The 18,905-nt window shown below is 72.3% G+C and carries 17 protein-coding genes and 1 pseudogene; 7 read left to right on the forward strand and 11 right to left on the reverse strand.

Translation table 11 applies throughout. The features are described 5' to 3' along the window. Positions 1 to 167: 167 nt before the first annotated feature. From OG927_RS31835 to OG927_RS31855, 5 genes are all read left to right on the forward strand, one after another. Positions 168 to 1,370: an ATP-grasp domain-containing protein gene (locus OG927_RS31835; RefSeq protein WP_124280221.1), complete on the forward strand. Its 1,203-nt coding sequence runs from the start codon at positions 168 to 170 to the stop codon at positions 1,368 to 1,370. A gap of 65 nt (positions 1,371 to 1,435) precedes the next feature. Next, positions 1,436 to 3,313, forward strand: coding sequence for an IucA/IucC family protein (locus OG927_RS31840; protein WP_330321373.1), 1,878 nt, complete (start codon positions 1,436 to 1,438; stop codon positions 3,311 to 3,313). A gap of 5 nt (positions 3,314 to 3,318) precedes the next feature. Beyond that, positions 3,319 to 5,166 carry an IucA/IucC family protein gene (locus OG927_RS31845; protein ID WP_206431708.1) on the forward strand — a complete coding sequence of 616 codons (1,848 nt, stop codon included), beginning with the start codon at positions 3,319 to 3,321 and terminating at the stop codon, positions 5,164 to 5,166. Positions 5,167 to 5,202: 36 nt separating this feature from the next. After that, on the forward strand, positions 5,203 to 6,447 hold the full coding sequence (locus OG927_RS31850; RefSeq protein WP_056788555.1) for a type III PLP-dependent enzyme: 1,245 nt from the start codon (positions 5,203 to 5,205) through the stop codon (positions 6,445 to 6,447). 29 nt (positions 6,448 to 6,476) lie between these two features. Continuing rightward, the gene (locus OG927_RS31855; protein WP_056788559.1) at positions 6,477 to 7,190 is read left to right on the forward strand and encodes a DUF2470 domain-containing protein; all 714 of its coding nucleotides are present in this window, start codon (positions 6,477 to 6,479) and stop codon (positions 7,188 to 7,190) included. Positions 7,191 to 7,434: 244 nt separating this feature from the next. Here OG927_RS31855 and OG927_RS31860 read toward each other — a convergent pair whose 3' ends face one another. The 7 genes and pseudogenes from OG927_RS31860 to OG927_RS31890 all read right to left on the reverse strand — a co-directional run. Then, a complete protein-coding gene (locus OG927_RS31860; RefSeq protein ID WP_056788563.1) occupies positions 7,435 to 8,220 on the reverse strand; it encodes an SAM-dependent methyltransferase in 786 nt (261 codons plus the stop codon). Positions 8,221 to 8,436: 216 nt separating this feature from the next. Next, positions 8,437 to 9,792, reverse strand: a complete 1,356-nt coding sequence (locus OG927_RS31865; RefSeq protein ID WP_056788568.1) for a M14 family metallopeptidase — start codon at positions 9,790 to 9,792, stop codon at positions 8,437 to 8,439. Positions 9,793 to 10,486: 694 nt separating this feature from the next. Next, positions 10,487 to 11,485 (reverse strand): MerR family transcriptional regulator, encoded by a 999-nt coding sequence (locus tag OG927_RS31870; RefSeq protein WP_124280219.1) that lies wholly within the window; start codon positions 11,483 to 11,485, stop codon positions 10,487 to 10,489. Positions 11,486 to 11,488: 3 nt separating this feature from the next. Then, complete coding sequence (locus OG927_RS31875) at positions 11,489 to 12,160, reverse strand: HEAT repeat domain-containing protein (RefSeq protein WP_330321208.1); 672 nt, start codon at positions 12,158 to 12,160, stop codon at positions 11,489 to 11,491. A gap of 78 nt (positions 12,161 to 12,238) precedes the next feature. Beyond that, positions 12,239 to 13,183, reverse strand: a complete 945-nt coding sequence (locus OG927_RS31880) for an adenosine kinase (RefSeq protein ID WP_124280217.1) — start codon at positions 13,181 to 13,183, stop codon at positions 12,239 to 12,241. Between the two features lie 337 nt (positions 13,184 to 13,520). Continuing rightward, entirely contained in the window at positions 13,521 to 13,670 is a 150-nt protein-coding gene (locus tag OG927_RS31885; protein ID WP_330321379.1) for a hypothetical protein, read from the reverse strand. A 95-nt stretch (positions 13,671 to 13,765) separates the two neighbouring features. Beyond that, positions 13,766 to 14,407 (reverse strand): annotated as a pseudogene (locus OG927_RS31890) (SRPBCC family protein); the annotation flags it as partial. Here OG927_RS31890 and OG927_RS31895 point away from each other — a divergent pair. Both OG927_RS31895 and OG927_RS31900 read left to right on the forward strand, forming a co-directional pair. Then, a complete protein-coding gene (locus OG927_RS31895) occupies positions 14,366 to 14,602 on the forward strand; it encodes a helix-turn-helix domain-containing protein (RefSeq protein WP_330321209.1) in 237 nt (78 codons plus the stop codon). The pseudogene OG927_RS31890 and the gene OG927_RS31895 sit on opposite strands and share 42 nt — an antisense overlap. Positions 14,603 to 14,768: 166 nt before the next feature. Next, positions 14,769 to 15,641 carry a methylenetetrahydrofolate reductase gene (locus OG927_RS31900; protein ID WP_124280213.1) on the forward strand — a complete coding sequence of 291 codons (873 nt, stop codon included), beginning with the start codon at positions 14,769 to 14,771 and terminating at the stop codon, positions 15,639 to 15,641. Positions 15,642 to 15,842: 201 nt separating this feature from the next. On the opposite strand, the gene OG927_RS31905 is transcribed toward OG927_RS31900, so the two are convergent. The 4 genes from OG927_RS31905 to OG927_RS31920 form a co-directional block, all read right to left on the reverse strand. Beyond that, the gene (locus tag OG927_RS31905; protein ID WP_124280212.1) at positions 15,843 to 16,445 is read right to left on the reverse strand and encodes a GNAT family N-acetyltransferase; all 603 of its coding nucleotides are present in this window, start codon (positions 16,443 to 16,445) and stop codon (positions 15,843 to 15,845) included. 268 nt (positions 16,446 to 16,713) lie between these two features. Beyond that, positions 16,714 to 17,382, reverse strand: coding sequence for an NUDIX domain-containing protein (locus OG927_RS31910; protein ID WP_056788599.1), 669 nt, complete (start codon positions 17,380 to 17,382; stop codon positions 16,714 to 16,716). Then, positions 17,379 to 17,756 (reverse strand): hypothetical protein, encoded by a 378-nt coding sequence (locus tag OG927_RS31915; protein ID WP_056788603.1) that lies wholly within the window; start codon positions 17,754 to 17,756, stop codon positions 17,379 to 17,381. The genes OG927_RS31910 and OG927_RS31915 overlap by 4 nt, the downstream gene beginning before the upstream one ends. A 26-nt stretch (positions 17,757 to 17,782) precedes the next feature. Then, positions 17,783 to 18,568 carry a DeoR/GlpR family DNA-binding transcription regulator gene (locus OG927_RS31920; RefSeq protein WP_330321210.1) on the reverse strand — a complete coding sequence of 262 codons (786 nt, stop codon included), beginning with the start codon at positions 18,566 to 18,568 and terminating at the stop codon, positions 17,783 to 17,785. Between the last annotated feature and the right edge of the window lie 337 nt (positions 18,569 to 18,905).

Raw genomic sequence — 18,905 nt, forward strand, 5'->3', positions numbered from 1 at the left:
GGCGGCTGCCTGCGGATCAAGCTGCTTAGGGGAGGCTCACCTTACTACCCGTCAGGTGCGTTTACGACGAACCCCCCGCTCATGTCGATCAGTTGGTGGAAATAGGTTTGCCTAACCTAAGCTTCCACACGTTTCTCGTCGTACCAGCGCGCCGGAAGTGACCGCCCATGCAGACGTACCTGCTTGCCCTCAATCCGACCGATTCGGTCATCAGTGGCTTTCTCCCGGCCGCCGGGCGGCTCGGCCTGGCGGTGACGCTGCTCACCGACCAGCCGACGGCGTACGGGCCACCCGGCTCACTCGGGCCGGACGTGGAGGTCGCCGCCTGCGACGTGCGCGACCACCACGCCGTGATCACCCACATCTCCCGGCGAGGGCGACCTGCCGCTGTCTTCACCAACAGCGACCACCTCCAGACCCAGGGCGCCCTCGCCGCCGAGTTCTTCGGCCTGCCCGGCAAGAGCTGGCACGCCACGCTGCGCACCAAGGACAAGGCGCTGATGCGCCGCCACCTCGCCGCCACCGGAGCCGAGCCCGTCCGCGCCGTCGAGATCCTGCCCGGCCAGTCACCGGACGCGTGCGTCGAAGCCGGGGGAGTGCCCTACCCCTGCGTCGTGAAACCGCGCGAGGGTGTGGCCAGCGAGGACGTCGTACGGGCCGACGACCCCGCCGCGCTGCTGCGCCTGTGCGCGGAGATCCGCACACGCCGGCCGGACGCCGCCCTGGTCGTCGAGGAGCTCCTGCCCGGCGAGCTGTACACCCTGGAGACCCTGGGCGACGGCCGGCACCTGCACGTCCTCGGCGGATTCCACACCCGACTCTCGCCCCCGCCCCACTTCATGGAGGAGCGGCTGACCTACGTCCCCGGCCACCCGGCCCCGGTGCGCGAGCAGATCCTCGCCCGGCTCACCGCGCTCGGCGTGGGATTCGGCGCCTGCCACACCGAGTTCGTCGTCCACGAGGGCCGGGCACGCATCATCGAGGTGAACTACCGGGCCATCGGCGACCAATGCGACCTCCTCCTCGCCGATCTGCTCGACATACCGCTCTTCGACCACATCCTCGCCACCCATCTGGGGGAGCCCCTGCCCGAGGACCTCGGCGCCCGCACGGACCGCGCAGCCAGGGTCGACTCCCCGTGTGCCGACCGGGCCGGGGTGCTCACCTCCGCGCCCGGCGCGTCCGACCGGACCGAGGGGGACGTGCGCCTCACCTACCGGCCCCTGCGCCCCACCGGTGAACGCCACCCGCTGCACCGCACCAACCGCGACTACCTCGGCATCCTGCGGACCATAGGACCCGACCAGCACGCGGTGGACCGCGCCGCCGACGAATTCCTCGCGGCTCAGCGGTGGGAGATCACCCCGTGACCGCCGCCCCGGCCCGTACCCCCGACGAACCCGGGGCGACCGGGCCCGATGGTGCCGCGCGCGCCGTGCCGGCCGAAGCCCGCCAACTCCTGCGCGTGCTCGGAGCCCTGCTGCGTGAGGACGTGGCCGGGCTGCGCACCCGCACCACCCTCCTCCACCGTGCCGACGGCCCCTGGCTGCGGCTCGCCACCGGCCCCGGCCACGCCCTGCTCCTCCCCGTGCGCGAGGACGGCTTCCAGAGCACCTGGGCCGCACGGTCGCCCCTCCTGCGCAGGGAACCCGGAGGCGGCGAACTGACCACCTGCGAAAGCGTGCTCGCCGCTCTCGCCGGGCTGGCCGCCCCGGAGGACGCGTCCGGCTACGCGGCCTTCGCCGAGGAGTGCCGCAGCGACCTCGCGGCCCGCCACCTGCACGCCGCGACCCGGGACACGGTCCTCACCCGCCTGACGAACAGCCACGGGCCCCGCCCGGCCCACTGGCACGGCCATGCCGGAACCCTCGCCCACGACACCCTCGCGGCCCGGACCGACCACCCCGTGCACCCCGTCCCCCGAGGCCGGAAGGGGCTGGGAGAGCGCGAACTGCGTGCCTACGCACCAGAGTTCCACCCCCGCTTCGCACTCCGCTGGCTCTCCCTGCCTGCCGAGCTCGTCACATCGTCACCCGCCACGGACGCGCCCGCCACGGACGGCATCGCCACGGGCCCGGCTGCGCACACCGGGGCCGCGTCGGGATCGGCTCCACGCACCGGCCCCGACGCGACGCCCCGCACGGGGCCCGGGACCTCTCCGGCTGCCGGAGGCGTACGGCTGCACGACGGCTGGCCCACCCCCGCCGAGCTGGGGCTGCCCGCCGGCCACCACGAGGGACACGTCCTGCTGCCCGTCCACCCCCTCACCGCGGCCGGCCACCTGCACGACGCGCTGGCCCGGACCGGCCTCGCCCGGCACGCGATCCTCGCCGAGCGGCCCCTGCTCGATGCCGTACCGACCCTGTCCATGCGCACCGTCGCACTCGTCGGCCGACCCGACACCCATCTCAAACTCCCGCTCGCCACAGCCACCCTGGGCCTGCTCAACCGGCGTACCGTCACCCCCGGTTCACTGCGCGACGGTGCCGCCGGACAGCTGCTCCTGGCGGGGGTACTGCGCCGCGAACCCCGGTTCGCCGGGCGCGTCCTGCTGGCCGACGAGACCTGCTATGCACACGCCGGACACGAACTCCTCGCCGTACTCCGCCGCACCATGCCGGCCGGGCTCGACGATGCCGTGGTCCTCCCGCTCGCCGCGCTGCTGGCGCCCGCCCCGGACGGGCGCCCCGTCATCGGCCACCTCGCCGACCGCTTCCACGGCGGCGACCGGATCGCCCTCGCCGACGCCGTCCTGACCCTGCTGCTGGACTGGCAGACGACCCTCTTCGGCCACGGCATCGCCCTGGAGTCCCACCAGCAGAACATCTCCCTCGTCCTCGGCGGCGGCACGGAGGGCCCCCGACTGCTCCTGAAGGACAACGACGGTCCGCGCGTTCACACCCGGCGGCTGGCCGAGGCATGGGGATGCGCGGAGCCGACCGGGGAAGGCCTCGGCTTCACCGACCGGCGGATCTGCGTCACGGAGGACGGGCCCCTCGCCGACCTGTTCACCGCCATCACCGTCCACCTGTGCGCGGGCTCCCTGGCCTTCGGCCTCGCCGCGCACGGCGCCGCGCCCCTCGACCGGCTGCTCGGCCTGATACGCGACCGGCTCACGGAGGCGATCGACCGGACCGCCGCCGTTCGGCCCGACGCCGCTGCCGTACTGCGTGCCCGCGTCCTCGACGCCCCCGAACTGCCCGTGAAGGCCATGGTGACGGCCGGAACCCTGCTCACCAAGGCACGGTCAGGCGCCGCCGACATCAACAAGCACTACACCACCGGCCCCAACTACCTCTTGCGGAAGGCATGACCCCGATGCCCAGCACCACCACGCCCCGCACCCCGGTACGCACACCGGTGCGCCCGCCCACCGCCGACGAGGCGGTCGGCCACACCCTCCTCAACTGCCTGCTGCGCGAGGCGACGGCGCCGGAGGACCGCACCCTCGCCGACGGCCGGCTGGTGCTGCGCCTGCCCCGTCTCGACATGCTCCTGAGGGTCGGCGTGCGCCGGGCCTCCGTCCTGGGCGCCCACCGGTTCAGCGGCCCCGTCAGCATCCTGGAGGGCCTGCCGGGCGGAGCCTGGACGACGATCGGATGGCAGCGGCTCGCCGAGCTGGTGCACGCCGAACTCACGCTGCGCACCGGCACGGAGAACGACGAGTTCCTGGCCCAGGTGGCCGCAGGCCACCGTGCCGTCGACAGCGCCCTCGGCCGCTGGGCCACCGCGGACACCGCCACCCCTGTCGGCACCATCACTCGCACCGCCCCCGACACCACCGGCGACCCGGCCGACGGCGGTGCCCGGTCCGAGGACGACGAGCCACCGGCCGTCCGCGCCGCGGGCCGCCCCGGGGACCCGCTCACCACCTACCTCGCCTCCGAGCAGTCCCTGCTCCTGGGGCACCGCTTCCACCCCACGCCGAAGGCCCACGGCGCCGACCCCGGCACCTGGACGGCGTACGCCCCGGAGGAAGGCGCCCGCTTCCCGCTGCACCTGCTCGCCGTCCGGGAAGGGCTCATGGCCGAGGAGACCGCCGAGCCCGGGGGAGCGGCGGCCCTCGACCGGACCGGAGAGGCGCCGCCCGGCTACCGGCTGCTGCCCGCGCACCCCTGGCAGTACCGACTGCTCGGCGGCCATCCCGCTCTGCGGGCCGCCGTCGCCCGCGGGGACGTGCTCGACCTCGGTCCGGCCGGGCCCCCGGTCACCCCCACCGCCTCCGTGCGGACCATCCACGACGGGCACGCCTTCCTGAAGTTCAGCCTGGACGTGCGCATCACCAACTGCCTGCGGAAGAACGCCTCGTACGAGCTCACCGGCGCGGTCGCCCTGACGCGGCTGCTCGCTCCCGTCCTCGCCGACCTCGCCCGGAGCCATCCCTCCGCCGCCGTGCTCCGCGAGCCCGCCTACCGCTCGCTCGCCCTCCCGGGGCCGGACGGCCGCCCGGACCGTACCCTGCTCGAAGGCTTCGGAGTGATCGTCCGGGAGGGCCTCACCCGCCACACGCCCACGGGCACCACCCCGCTGCTGGCCGCGGCGATCGCCGACGAGTACCCGCTCGGCCCCGGCCGGGTCTCCGCGCTCCTCGCGGGCGCCGGACCGGACGAGGCCGCCGAGTGGTGGCGCCGCTACACGGCCCTGCTCGTCCCGCCCGTCCTCACCGCGTACTTCCGCCACGGCGTGGTCCTCGAACCGCATCTCCAGAACGTCGTCGTCTGCGTGGGCCGCGACGGTGCGCCGGAACGGGTCCTCTTCCGCGACCTGGAAGGCACCAAGCTCCTGCCCGACCACTACGCCGCCGCACTGCGGAGCCTGCCCGGTGAGGTCGCCGAACCCCTGACGTACGACCGGCGGCGCGGCTGGGACCGGGTCGTCTACTGCCTGTTCGTCAATCACCTGGCCGAAGTCCTCGCCGCCGTCGCCGATCTCCACCCCGAGACCGAACCCGCCCTCTGGCGGCAGGTGCGCGCCACTGTGGAACGGAGCGCCGACGCCCTCGGCCGGCCGTCGCAGCTGCGTGCCCTGCTGGCAGGGGCACCGCTGCCCGCCAAGGCCAATCTGCTCACCCGCTGGCAACGGTCGGCGGACCGTGACGCCGGGTACGTCCGACTGCCGTCCCCCCTCGCCGCTCCACCTCCCGGCGGCCGCCCGTACGCTCCCTGACCCCGCGCCCTCCGCACGCCGACGAACGGAACACCGGTGCCCCCCTCCCTGCTCACCCCCGCCGTACGGGTCGAGGCGCAGACCCTCACGACCGGCGAACTGCCGTGTTATGTACACGATCTGACGGCCCTGCAGCGACACGCCGCGACTGTGCGTGCCACCCTCCCGCGCACGGTGGAGCTGTACTACGCGGCGAAGGCCAACCCCGAACGTGAGATCCTCGCCGCCCTCGCGCCGTGGACCGACGGTTTCGAGGTGTCCTCCGGCGGCGAGCTCGCCCATGTCCGGGCCGCAGTGCCGGGGCACCCCCTCGCCTTCTCCGGCCCCGGCAAGACCGCCGACGAACTCGTCGCCGCACTGGCCGCCGGGGTGGAACGCGTGCACGCCGAGAGTCTTCACGAGGTGCGGATGCTCCGGGCGCTGGCGGCCCGCACCCACGTCCCGGGCCGCGCGCCCACCCGGGTCCTGCTCCGCATCAACCCGGCTGTCCCGGACGGGACGCTGGCGGGCAGCGCCCTCACCATGGGAGGGCGCCCCACGCCCTTCGGGATGGGCGCCGAGGAGGCGTCCGAAGCGCTCCGCCTGCTCGCCGGCGACGACTGCCCCGGCCTCGAACCCGCCGGTGTCCACGCGCACCTGGCCAGCGGTCTTCCCGCCGGGGCCCTGCTGCGCGTGGCCGAGGCGATCGTGGTCGCCGCCGCCGAACTGTCCCGTCGTCACCGGACGGCCCTGCCCGAGGTCGGGGTGGGCGGGGGCATGGCCGTGGACTACACGCGCCCCGGGGACCGCTTCGACTGGACGGCCTACGGCACGGGCCTGGACGCCCTGGCCCGGCGTCACCCCGGCCTGCGCCTGCGGGTCGAGCCCGGCCGTGCCCTGACCGCCTACTGCGGCTGGTACGTGACCGAGGTGCTGGACGTGAAGCGCAGCCACGGCGAGGACGTGGCCGTGGTCCGGGGCGGTACGCACCATCTGCGGACGCCCGCGGCGAAGGGGCACGACCAGCCGGCGGAGGTGGTTCCCGTCGAGTCGTGGCCGCACCCGTGGCCCCGGCCGGCGGCGGCCGACGGCCGGGTGACGGTCACCGGTCAGCTCTGCACACCGAAGGACGTCCTCGCGAGAGGGCTGGCCGCGCCCGGTCTCAGGGCGGGGGACCGTGTGGTCTTCGCCCTGGCCGGCGCCTACGCCTGGAACATCTCCCACCGTGACTTCCTGATGCATCCTCCGCCCGGCTTCCGCTTTCTCGGTGGATCGGAGACACCGCCCGCGACGGGGTGCTAGCTTAGGTAAGCCTAACCTAAGGAGCTGAGATGGCAGTCGCCTCTGCCCGTACCGCCGAGCTCTCCCACGCGGAGCGGATCCGCTCGGTCGTCGCCGCCGCGGGCTCACTCGGCCTGACCACCGCCGGCGCGTCCTACGACCTCATCGCCATGCACGTGGTCGACAGCGGGAGGTTCACGCTCCGCGTGCCCGACGACACCCCGCTCGCCGCCGAGGTGGTGTGCGCTCCGCGCGGTGCGCTGGGCGCGCTCGTGGAGTTCACCGACATCGCGCCCGTGCGGGCGCGCGACCGGGTCCGTGCGCGGGTCACGCTGTCCGGCCGTCTGACGCAGTCGGGGCGCCGGGACGGGAACGTCCTCGTCCTCGGCCTGGACCCGGCGCGCGCCGCCATCCACTGGCAGGGGCGTGTCGAACACGTGGACCTCGACGAGGTGTTCCGGACGGAGCCGGACGCCCTCGCCGTCCATGAGGCGGCGATGCTCGGGCACCTGGACGACGACCACCGCGACGTCGTCACCCGGCTCGCCCGCCTCGCCGCCCCGGAGGTCCGCCGCGGGGTGGTCGCCGTCCGCCCGTACGCCATGGACCGGTACGGATTCACGCTCCGCTACGAGTACGCCCGGGGTCACCGCGACGCACGCCTGCTCTTCCCCTCCCCGGTCCGTGACGCCACGGAGGTCGGGGTCCAGGTGGAGGCGCTGCTCGCGCAGTCCCGGCGGTGCCGGGGCGAGTACCGCTTCTGAAGGCCGCTAGCGGTGCGGTCCGGTGCGGGGAGAGCCGCCCGCCCTGCCCGCCGCCACCTGCGCCACCGGCCCCGCGCTTCTTCCCGGACGCCGCAGCCCGGCTGCCGGAGCCTCCGGGATCCGAGCCGCCGGAACGCGGCTCGAAGGCCCTGCCCCGCTGCCGGTCCGCGCGGGGGAGGGCCCTCGGCCCGGGCTCGGGCGTCGACCGCTTACCGACAGTCCGGGGCGGCCGGACCGGCGGTGTTCACGGCTTGCGGGCCACGAACCCCCACTGGTCGACAGCGGTCGGGTGCTCCTCCGTGGGGCGCCAGAACGTGATGGACACGAAGCCCGGCTCGAGCAGCTCCAGGCCCTCCGCGCATCCGGTGATCTCCTCCGGTTCCCGTACCAGGTACGGGGGGTTGTCGCCGGAGTCGTACGCCTCCTGCGCCGCCAGGGTGCGGGGCGTCTTCACCGTGTCGCAGAGCACCAGATAGCTGCCGGAGGGCATCCGGTCCATGTACTGCCGGACCACCTTGATGCCGTCCGCCGGGGTGAGATGACCGAGGGTCGACATCAGGAGCACGGCCACCGGCTTCGACAGATCCAGCGTCGTGCCCGCTTCGTCCACCACCGTGTCCGTCCTGGACAGGTCGGCGTCCACGTAGGCGGTCCTGCCCTCCGGGGCGCTGGTCAGCAGCGCCGCGGCGTGGACGAGGACGATGGGGTCGTTGTCCACGTAGACGATCCGTGCCTGCGGGATGACGGCCTGTGCGACCTCGTGGGTGCTGTTCTCCACCGGCAGTCCGGTGCCCACGTCCAGGAACTGATGCACACCCAGCGTCGCGAGATGGCGGACGGCGCGGGCCTGGAACGCACGGGAGGCCTGTGCGATGTCGGCCATCTGCGGGTAGGCGGCGGTGACCGCGTCCGCCAGCTCCCGATCGACCGGATAGTTGTCCTTCCCGCCCAGCCACGCGTTCCACACCCGCGCGGAATGCGGAACGTCCGATCGGATCTTCTTGCGGAACTCGACGTCGTCGACGGACACGACACTCTCCTACTCACCCGGGGTGCACAGCAGTTGACCCCGGTTCGAGGGGCACACCCACAGGCACGACCGTACCTCTGTGCCGGTGGGGGGACGTACCCGGGCGTACCCGAGGAGCCGCCTTCAGCTCCGCCTCCCGGCCCGGACAACCGGAGCCGGGGACGGCGCGACGCCCCGAGGGGCGGAAGTCCCCCGGGGCACCCGTGCGCCGGGACGTCATGCGCAGTACTGCGCCTGCTTCCCGATCGACCGGTACATGCAGTCCGCGTTCTCCACCAGTTGGAGTACCGCGTCCCTGTTGCGCGAGGTCTCCCGCTCGATGACCTCGTCGGGCGGGTAGAAGCCGCCTCCCGAGGACGAGCCGGGGTACATCTCGAAGGTGTAACCGAAGATCTTCTGCGAGCCCCACAGCCAGTCGTCGATCGAGCCGTCGGTGATGTAGAGGTCGCTGGACTGCTCGGCGGTGTAGCCGTTGCTCGCGCCCATCTTCTGTCCCACGGCGGCGAACGCGTTGCGGTCGTCGGCCGTCATCCCCGCGGCGGTGTCGTTGTACGTGTAGCCGAACGGCCACAGCACCAGCTCGCTGTAGGTGTGGAAGTCGATGCCCGCCTTGATCTGCTGCTTCCCGCCGACCACCCGGCTGCGGACGAAGTCGGCCACGACCTTCGTCTCGGGCGCGGACTCGGCGGCGGTGCCGCGGTAGGTCTCCGACGAGCGGCTGGACGAGGAGCCGCCGCAGCAGCCCCAGTTGTAGGCCCAGTTCCGGTTGAGGTCCGTCCCCACATAGGTGGAGCCGGAGTTGGGCTGCCGGTTCTTGCGCCAGCTCCGGTACGAACCGGAGGCGATGTCGTACTCACCGCCGTCGGGGTTCATGTCCGGCACGATCCAGAGCTCACGGCCGTTGACCGCCTGCGTGATCCGGGAGTCGGTGCCGTAGTCCTCGCCGAGCTCGCGGAGCAGGTAGAGCGCCATCTCCACGGTCAGGTGCTCGCGGGCGTGCTGGTGCGCGGTGAAGAGCACCTCGGGCTCGGCCTCGTCGGTGCCGACGTTGTCGCTCACCTTGATCGCGACGATGTCCCGGCCCTGGTAGGTCTTCCCGATCACACGCTTGTTCATGATCGAGGGGTATGCCGCGATACGTGCGTCGATCTCCGCGTTCATCTCGGCGTAGTTGTGGTACTTGGAGTCCGCCGACGGGAAGTCGAGCACGCCGACGGAACTCTGCGCGTGTGGTTCCGCGCTCGGCGCGGGGAGGACCTCCAGCACGTATCCGTCGGCCCGGAGCTTCTTGGCCTGGGCGGAGTCGGCGGTGATCACGACGCCGTGCTCGTGCACTTCGTCGATCGAGACACCGGTCCGGGCGATCGCGGTGCGGTCGGCGGGGGTGTGGTGCCCGGTGATCTCGTACTGCCGGGTCCGTTCGTCCGCGCTGACGGCCGCGCTGCGGGACGAGGCGTCGGCGCCGGTCACGGCGGTGACGGGGGCGGCGAGGCCGAGGGCGAGCAGGACGGCGAGGGTGGCGGTGCGTCTGACTTTCGTCGGCCGGGGTTTCCGTGCGTTGACGAGTCGCATGCTGGCAGTCTCCTGAGTCCGGTGGGATGGGGGTGGAGCTGTGCGACGCGCACATGGTCCTGACAGGAACCGACCGGGTCAAGAGAGTGGTTCTGGCCACCGACGGTTGGGTCGCGCCCCGCTTCGGCCACCCTCTCCCGGGCGCTGTCGGCCCGCACCCGGTGCGGGCAGTTGCCTCGGACGCCCCGGCCGGGCTCGGGTCGGGGCGGGCGCGCACGGGCGGCCGGCAAGGTCCGCGCAGCGTCCTTCGCCCGGTGCGACACGCGGGGATCGAGGGGAGTGGCGGCCCGCGTTCCTTCAGTCCGCGGCGGTTCTCGCCTGCGGCGGTGCCCCGTCGATGGCGTACCAACTGTTCCTGCTCGTCGGTGAAACGCCGTCACGGGAGCGCATGTTCACAGAGGACCTTCTTCTCGCCGAGGCCGTGGGTGCGCGAGCAGCCGGCGGGCTTCGGTGCGGGCAGGGCGCGGGCCGGTGCGGGTCGGTGCGAGCCGGAACGCAGTACGAACGGGCGCCCGGCGGGCCGGGCCCCGACACGCATCAGGACCGGCTGAAAGGGTGTGGCGACAGGGAGCAGGTACCCGGCGCGCGGAGGCCCGGCCGGGCTGGGAGGCTCACCGCCCCACCCGGGCCACCAGGGTCCATCCGGGCCGCCCGCCCCACGGCCGCCGTGGCAGTCGACCCGGGTGGCGCTCGGTCAGCGTGCGTCGCGCAGCTGAAGAACGTAGGCCGCGGTCAGCGCGACGGCACGGTCCGCGTCATGGGACAGCTCCACGAGGGCACCTGACGCCGTCGGCCCGGGGATGCCCGCCAGAGCCTGGGTCAGCCGTCCGCGTGCGGGCGCTTCGGAGGTGTCACGGGCGAGGTGGTCGACGAGCTCTTCCGCGATCCGGTCCGCCGTCGCGGGGTCGCTCGCCAGCACGCTCAGCGCATCGGCCGCATCGGTGTCGTTCCGTCCCGCCACGATCATGTCGATGAGCGTCGGGAGCGCTTCGGCCGCACCACGGGCCCCCAGCGCCAGAGCCGCGTACCCGCGGACCACGTCGTCGGGATGCGTGAGGGCTTCCCGCAGTCGCCCGGCGGCCTCACTTCCGGGCATCTCGGCGAGGGACTGGACGGCGCGTTCCCGCACCGCGGCCACCGGCGAGCCGAGGCCCTGCGCCAACAACGCCGGGCCATCGTCGCCCGATCGTGCCAGCGCCCACCTCATGGCACCGGCGACGTACGGGTCCGTCTCGCTCAGCGCCGCATCGACCAGTGCCTGCACCGGAACCTGATCGACCGAGGAAAGGGCCGCGCGCTGGCGCGCGTCGGCGCTCTTCGACTCCAGCGCCTGGAGGAGCGCGACGACCTGGAGAACCTCCTCCCAGCCGACGGGATCCACGGCATCGATGCGACACAGGCGCGTCAGCAGTTCGGTCTCCGCCGCTATGCGTTCGCGTGTCCGACGGATGAGGTCGTCGACGAGCACGGAGGGCGTGAAGCCGGAGTCGTCGAGCGCGCGTCCGATCTCACGCAGCGACAGCCCCAGAGACCGCAGGCTCTCGATGTGGAAGATCCGCCGGATGTCCTCGCCGGAGTACTCCCGGTAGCCGGAGCCGGTACGACCCGAGGGACTCACCAGACCGAGCGACTCGTAATGCCGCAGCATGCGGGCACTGACCCCGGACCGTCGCGCCACCTCACCGATCAACACGCTCTATTGTCCCTCGATGCCGGTTCCCCCGAAGGCCACGACGCGTTTCGCCTCCTCGATCGCGCACTCGAATCCGGCGTCCGGGTCGCGCAGCAGCCGTTGGGTGGCGAGCGCGTGGGTGCGCGTGCGCGGGTCGGAGGCCGTGGTCGCGGCGACCAGAGCCGGCTCGATCGCTTCCCCCAGTGCGACCAGCGCCCGGCTGAGACTGAGCTGCGTCTCCCGCTCGCCGCGCCCGAGCTGCGTCGCCAGCACGGTGGCCAGTGTGGACTCCTCGCCTTCCGCCACGAGCACGACAGCGGCCCGCCAGGCGCTCCGTGCCACCTCGTCGTCGGCGTCGGTCAGGAGCGTCCGTGTGATGGCCGGCCATGCCTGCCGGTCTCCGATCTTGGACAGCGTGTGCAGCGCCTGGCTGCGTGCCCGCGCGCGATCCGAGCGGACTTCTCGGAGCAGCCCGGGAAGCGTCAGGGACACCGGATGTCGGGTGAGCGCCCAGGTCAACATCTCGCGGACGAAGAACTCGGGCTCGATCGCGCAGCGTTCGATGAGCTTGTCGACGAAGCTCGGGTCGGGTGCCGTGCCGACCGCCAGAGCAGCCCGCAATCGTACGGACGCATGACCGTCCTCCAACGCATCGAGCGCTCGTGCCGTGTCCGTGTCCCGCTGTGTGATCGTCATCGGGATCACCTCCTTGGCAAGCAGTGAAAGCCCTGTCACGGTGTCAAGGTCAAACAGCGCCCGTTGCGCGCGCACCAGTCACTTGCCGCGTCCCACGCCGCGTGCGGACACAGGGTCGCCGGTCAGCTCCGCGACCTCCGCGAGAAGTCCGGCCCGGTCGATGGCGTCACACCCGGTGGCCGGGACGGTGCAGGCGTAGGCACCGGCGACCGAGCCGTAGAGAGCGCACCGGCGCAGATCCTCGCCCGTCAGCCGCCCGAAGAGGAAGCCGGAGGCGAAGGCGTCACCCGCCCCGTTGGAGTCGACCACCGGCTTGCGCGGCTCCACGACCGGAATGTGCACCAGTCCGTCGGCGGTGAGCAGGTATGCGCCCTCCGCGCCGGCGGTGGCGATCACGGCCTCGGCCCGCCCGCGCTCCAGGATGCGGCGCATGGTCTTCTCGGTGTCGGCCAGGGCGGTGGTGGACACGAAGACGAGGTCTGCCCCGTAGGCGAAGGGCTCGTGATACGGGTTCTCGCCGTCCCAGTCGTGGAGGTCCGTGGAGATGGAGAGGCCCGCTTCCTGCAACTGGGGAAGGGCGAAGGCGCACGGATACGTGAGGGAGACGTGCGCATGGCGGCTCACCGAGGCCAGGGAGCGGACCACGTCCTCGGGCAGGCGGTCCGACTCCCGGGAGCGGCTGTCGTCATAGAGGGAGAGACGCCGCCCGTCGGGGCCGACGAGGTTGACCGCGCGCTTCGTCCCGCCGGGCAGCGGAACCTCGGTGAATCCGATGCCCCGATCGCGGTGGAAGGCCCGGACGAGATCCCCGGAGGGATCGTCCCCGATCATGTCGAGGTGATGCGTGCTCAGCCCCAGCGCGCTCAGGCCCAGTGCCACGAAGTCGCCGGTCTGCCCGGCCCGGGTTTCGATACCGGGCCGGATCATGTAGCTGTCGGCGTACGGAAGGGGGAGCTCGGGGACGTACACGATCGTGTCGACGCCCGCCCCTCCCAGGACGAGGACGTCGTACGCGTTGCCCATCGCTGCTCCTCCGGTATGCGAACCCAGCCCTCGCACCGACGACGGGTTCACGGATGCCTGTGACCGCAGGTGAGTCAAGCAGCCGAGGATGTTCCCGGCAACGGGTTGCAGTGTGTTTCAGCAAGATTTTGCAGCCAGTGGTGACAGTGCCGACGGGGACCGTGGCTGTGTTGCAGGGGTCTCCACGGCGGCTTCCGCGCGAGGCTCTTCGGTCGTGGGTGATCGGGGCGTCTGCACCGGGCGCCGGCTGCGGCGTTCGCCCCGGATCCGGTTCCGGGCCGTGCCGAACGGCGGCGAGGCCGGTCTCCGGGCGGCCGGATGGGCGGGTCGCGGGGTGTCAGCGCGTGCGGTGGTCGGCGATCCACTCCGCCAGGGCGAGCAGTGTGGACTCCGCGCTGTCGGCCATGTGGTCGCGCAACGCTTCGACGTCCGCGCGTGTGTCGCCGAGGACCGGATCGGTGCGCAGCACTTGCCACGACTGTCGCACGATGCTGCCCCTGCCCTGCTCGTGGAGGCTCCACCCCATCGCACGATGCCGTCTTCGGCACCACCGACTACAAAGGCGAACGCGACGCCGAGGTCGGCCCGCACCACCTCGGAATCAGTGACCCATTCGCGCCCGTCACGCCGGTTACGGCCACTGAAACGCGCACCGGCCCACGGACCGTCTCCCGGTGCGTAGCGGACGGCGGCAGCGCTGGGGCTCCATGTCTCGATCAGTGACACGTCACTGATGAGGCGGTACACGGAGTCCGGTGCCGCGTCGACCCAGCAGCGGCGACTGAAGGTGAACGGTGTCAGGTCGAGCCCGTCGAGCGGGTGTTGAGGGGGCGGAGCCGCAGTCGTGGGTTCTTCGGGGGAATCAGGATCGAGAAGGGGCATGCGTTTCATCCTGGAGCCCGGGGCGGAGACGAGCCAGACCCTATGGGTGCCTACCCCCGGAGGGTGCGGCGCCGACAGCCCGGGGCGGGCAGGCCGAGGCGGAGGTGCTGTCGGGCGGCCGGTAGGTGTCCGGCTTCGGGCAAGCCCGGCGGCGAAGCCTCGCGCCGGGCGGAGAGCAGCCGGGCGGCCGCTCGGCGCATGCCGTACTTCTCCCTGCTCACGGCGTGGGGCCTCCTGGTGTTCGCGCGTATCGTTCGGGCGGGTGCCGATGTGCGCGCGGATCTGGAAGGGACCGTCTGAATGGCGACCGGCGACGCGGACGACCATGCCGTCGAGGTACATCTCGACCGGCTCCCGGCCGAGCGCCGCACGGCCTCGACCGAGCCGGCCCTCCGTGTCGGCGTCACCAACGTCAGTCTCTCGGTTCTGAAGAACGGCCGTGCCAAGGCAATGCGATCCACCACGCTCACCCGCGTCGGCACCGTACTCGGCGGTCGGCCGGGCGACCTGCTCTCGTACCCCGGCGGTCGCGACTGACGCGTACGGGAGGGCATCGGCCGCTGTCACCGGCGTGCGCTCCACCATGTGTCTGGCGGAACGGCCGCGCCTCCACAGCGCACGGGTCATCCGTGCCCCCGCCTCCACCAGCGGCACCTCCCACCATCACTCCGTGCCCAGGAGAACCACACGAAAAAGGAGCACCATGGACTGCCTCTCCACGACCTCTGTCCCCGCCGTCGCCGCCCTGCTGAGGGACTTCTCGCTGGAGATGACGGCCAAGGACATCCCCGGACTCGAGGAGGCCCGCACACATATTCCGGCCGGCACCCGGATCAACGTCACCTTCCTCGGCAGCGAGGACCTCGCTATGCGGCTGGCCGCCGCCCGCGCCGTCCAGCAGTCCGGTTTCACCCCCGTTCCGCACATATCGGCCCGCCGTCTGCGCTCACGGTCGGAACTGGATCAATTCCTGGGCGCTCTCAGCTCCGACGGCACCGCGGGCAGCGTCTTCGTCATCGGTGGCGATCCCGTCACGCCGCACGGCCCCTATGGCGACTCCCTCGCGCTCATCCGGTCCGGGCTCCCCCAGAAACACGGTGTACGGCACGTAGGTATCGCCGGTTACCCCGAGGGGCACCCCGCCATCGCGGGCCCGGCGCTCTGGTCGGCCGTCAAGGACAAGACGACCGCCCTGGCACAGCACGGCCTGTCCGGCGATGTCATCACCCAGTTCGGCTTCGACGCCGAGCCGGTGCTCACCTGGGTCGAGGAGGTCCGGAAACGGGGCATCGACGTGCCCGTGCGCGTCGGAGTCCCCGGCCCCGCGGGTGTCAGGCGGCTGATGACGTACGCCGCGCGCTTCGGCGTCGGCACGAGTGCGTCCCTCGCGAAGAAGTACGGATTCTCGGTCACCCAGCTGATGGGCACCGCCGGCCCCGAGCGCTTCATCCGTGCCCTGGCCGATGGTTACGACGAACGCCGCCACGGCGTGCTCAAGCTGCACTTCTACACGTTCGGCGGGCTGGGGGCCACGTCGCGGTGGGTCTCCGACTTCCGTACCGGCGAGGAGAGCTGACGCGATGCCCTCCCGGGGGAGGCCCCGCGTACCTGGCCCGGGAGGGCGGGGTCAGGGCTCAGGCCGCAGGGGCTGATGTCGCAGCGCGTTCGAGGGAGCCCGTGGTCGTCCCCGTCCCGACGGCCGTAGGGCAGCACGATTCGGTTCCCGCGCCGGGCCGAGGGCGAAGAGGCCGTCGTCGATCCGGTGTCCTGATCCCGGTCAGGCATCCCAGGCGCGAGGGCGGCTCAGGGCCTCCCACTCGGGCCGGAGCAGTGAGAGCACTGCAAGGTCGTGGCGGCGGCCGCGGTGGAGACAGGCGGCGCGGCTGACCCCTTCGTGCACGAACCCCGACTTGGTGAGGACCGCGAGGGCGGGGGCGTTCTCCGTATGGGTCTCCACCGCGAGGCGGTGGAACGGCAGTTCGCCGAACGCCAGGTCCACCAAGGCGTCCAAAGCGGCGGAGCCGTGGCCTTGCCCGCGATACTCGGGGGCCAGCATCAGCTCGACCTGTGCCGTGCCGTTGACGATGTTCTGATTGCTCAGCGCGATATGGCCGATCGGGGTGCCGTCAGGGAGGAGAACGAGGAAGTCGTCACGGTCGTCGTCCTCGGTGTCGCGCTCGATGCGCTCGCGCATCGCGGTGAGGGAGCGCGGCCAGATGCCGATCTCGTAGGCGGCGACCGGGTCGGATCGCCAGCCGTGCAGAAGCTCCGCATCGTCCACGTCCACGGCGGCGAGACCAACGGACTCGGCGCGCCGGCAGAGTTCGCGCCCGGTCTCCGCGTCGAGCCCGGCGTCCGCGGTGCCGCTGTCTTCAGTCATGGGTGGATGCTACGAGTGTCTTTCACCCCACGACCACCGGATTTCCCCGCTCCTCCTTCCGGCGCCGCGGGTTCTTCGCCCGTCAGCCGTCGATGAGCGTGGCCCCGCGAGCAGGGCGGGGGCGAGCCCGTCCCTTCGGCGCGCCTGACGGCGGTACGTTCGCCCCGGCGTCGGCGCTGGTCGGCGCGGCGGGCAACGATCCTGCCGATGCCGGACGCGCCGGTCACCGCAGGCGCGTCCCCGGCCCTCCGTCGCGCGGAACGGCCGGTCAGGGCTGGTCGGGATGCCGGTACGGGCCGTCCAGAGCGGCCCATTGGAGCAGCATGATGGTCTTGGCGTCGGCGATGTCCCCGCTGCGAACCATGGCGAGCGCCTCGTCGAAGGGGAGTTCCACGGTCGTGATGTCCTCGCCCTCGGCTGCGATCCCGTAGCCGTCCGCCGCACGGGCCACCCGGTCGTACGGTGCGGCGAAGAAGTGCAGACGTTCGGTGACGGACCCCGGGCTCATGTAGACCTCGAAGACCGGCTCGGGGGTGCCGATGGTGTGTCCGGTCTCCTCGGCAGCCTCCCTGCGGATGGCCTCCTCCGGCGCATCGCCGTCGAGGAGCCCCGCGGCGGTCTCGATCAGCATCCCGTCGCGGTGCCCGTTGACGTAAGCGGGCAGCCGGAACTGACGGGTCAGCAGCACGGTCCGCCGGCCGGTGTTGTAGAGCAGGACCGTCGCGCCGTCGCCCCGGTCGTAGGTCTCGCGCTGCTCCCGGCTCCAGTGCCCGTCGCTGTGCTGGTAGTCGAACGTCGTCCTGCGCAGGACGTACCAGTCGCAGGAGAGCACGGCCACGTCCGTCACACGCACCCGCGGGTTTCCGGACAGGTCGCGGCCGTGCCGGTCCAGGCCCGTGCGGCCGCGCCGGTCGGGGGTGTCCAGGCCGGCGGTCACCGGGCGGCCGGAATGTCGTCGATGCCGGTGTAGACGTCCAGGCCACGGGTCCGGGCGACCTCGGTCATCCGGTCCGCGCCCTTCGAGGGCCCCCCTATGCGCAGGACTGCGTCGCAGCGCTCGAGAAGCCGTTCGGCCAGCGGGTGGAAGATCTCGTCGAAGACCGCGTCGCCCGGCCCGGTGCTTCCCGCGGCACGCACCAGGGGGAGGGCCAGGGCCTCACCGGTGACCGCCAGGTGACCGGCGCGGAAGAGTGTCAGTGCGGCGCGGTCCATCGCCCGTACGTTGGCTTCGAGCAGGGCCGGGTCGTCGCCGGTCCCCGCGCGGTACGGGCCGGCGACCAGGATCATCAGGGGGTGCGGCGCAGAGGTCATGCCAGGTACTCCTCGGTGGTCCCGGCTCAGGCCAGGACGGTGTGGACGCCCGCGTCACGCAGGGCTGTCAGGGTCAGGGGGCCGTTGGGGTGGGTGGCGGGGTCCTCGGCGGCGGAGTCGGTGACGAAGTCGTCCACCGCGCCCACCGCGGCGACCTGGCTGAACGCGCGCACCCCGAGCTTGGTCGCGTCCGCCACCGCGATCGTGCGGGTCGCACCCGCGAGGGCGGCCTGCTTGACGGCCGCGTCGTCCAGCGAGAACTCCGTCCACCCGTGCTCGGCGTGCACACCGCCGATGGACAGCACGAAGCAGTCGAAGGCCAGGGCTTCGAGCGTGCGCAGGGCCAGTGGGCCGACCAGGGACCGCTCGCCGGGACGGGACCGGCCGCCCACGATCAGGAGCTCGATCCCGGGGCGGTCCGCCAGGCACACGGCGGCCTGCAGGCTGAGGACCGCCACCGTCAGAGGGGCCCGTGCGGCCAGGTGCTCCGCGACGTGCACGGTCGTGGTGCCCGCGTCCAGCAGGACACGCGAGCCCGGCTCCACCATCGCCGCCACCGCCGCACCGAGCCGGTCCTTGGTCGCGGCCTGCCACGGCTCGCGCGCCGAGAAGCCCGCGTCCTCCTGCCGGGACCGCGTGGCGACTGCGCCACCGTGCACCCTGCGCACCAGCCCCTGGCGCTCAAGCACGTCCAGGTCTCTGCGCACGGTCATTTCGGAGACCCCCAGGCGATGGGAGAGCTCCGACACGGAAACCCGGTCGGAGCCCTGCACCAGCCGCAGGGTCAGGTCCAGACGATTGGCGACACCCATGGCTCATTTCTAACACAAGCGCGTTTGTTTGAACATCAAGATGTGAGAACAGTGCGGGTCGCACGTCCCGGTCCGTGCCCTCGTGAGGCCATGACACCGACGGGGCCGACCGGCATCCTGGGCGCCATGGACACGAAGACGTCGAGCGCCGACCGGGTCACCGTCGCGGCCTAGGAGAACGTGCCGGGGCGCCTACGGCCGCTGGAGGCCGTACGCGCTTGACTGCGTGAACGCGGCATCGACTGGACGCCGTTCGCCTTCGACGAGATCCGCCGGGGACATGCCCGCGGCATCGGCCCCGACGGGCACCGGCACGGCTGGTCGGGCTTCGCCTGAT

Origin of the sequence: Streptomyces clavifer, assembly GCF_036345975.1 — a bacterium.
Classification (GTDB): Bacteria; Actinomycetota; Actinomycetes; order Streptomycetales; family Streptomycetaceae; genus Streptomyces; species Streptomyces clavifer.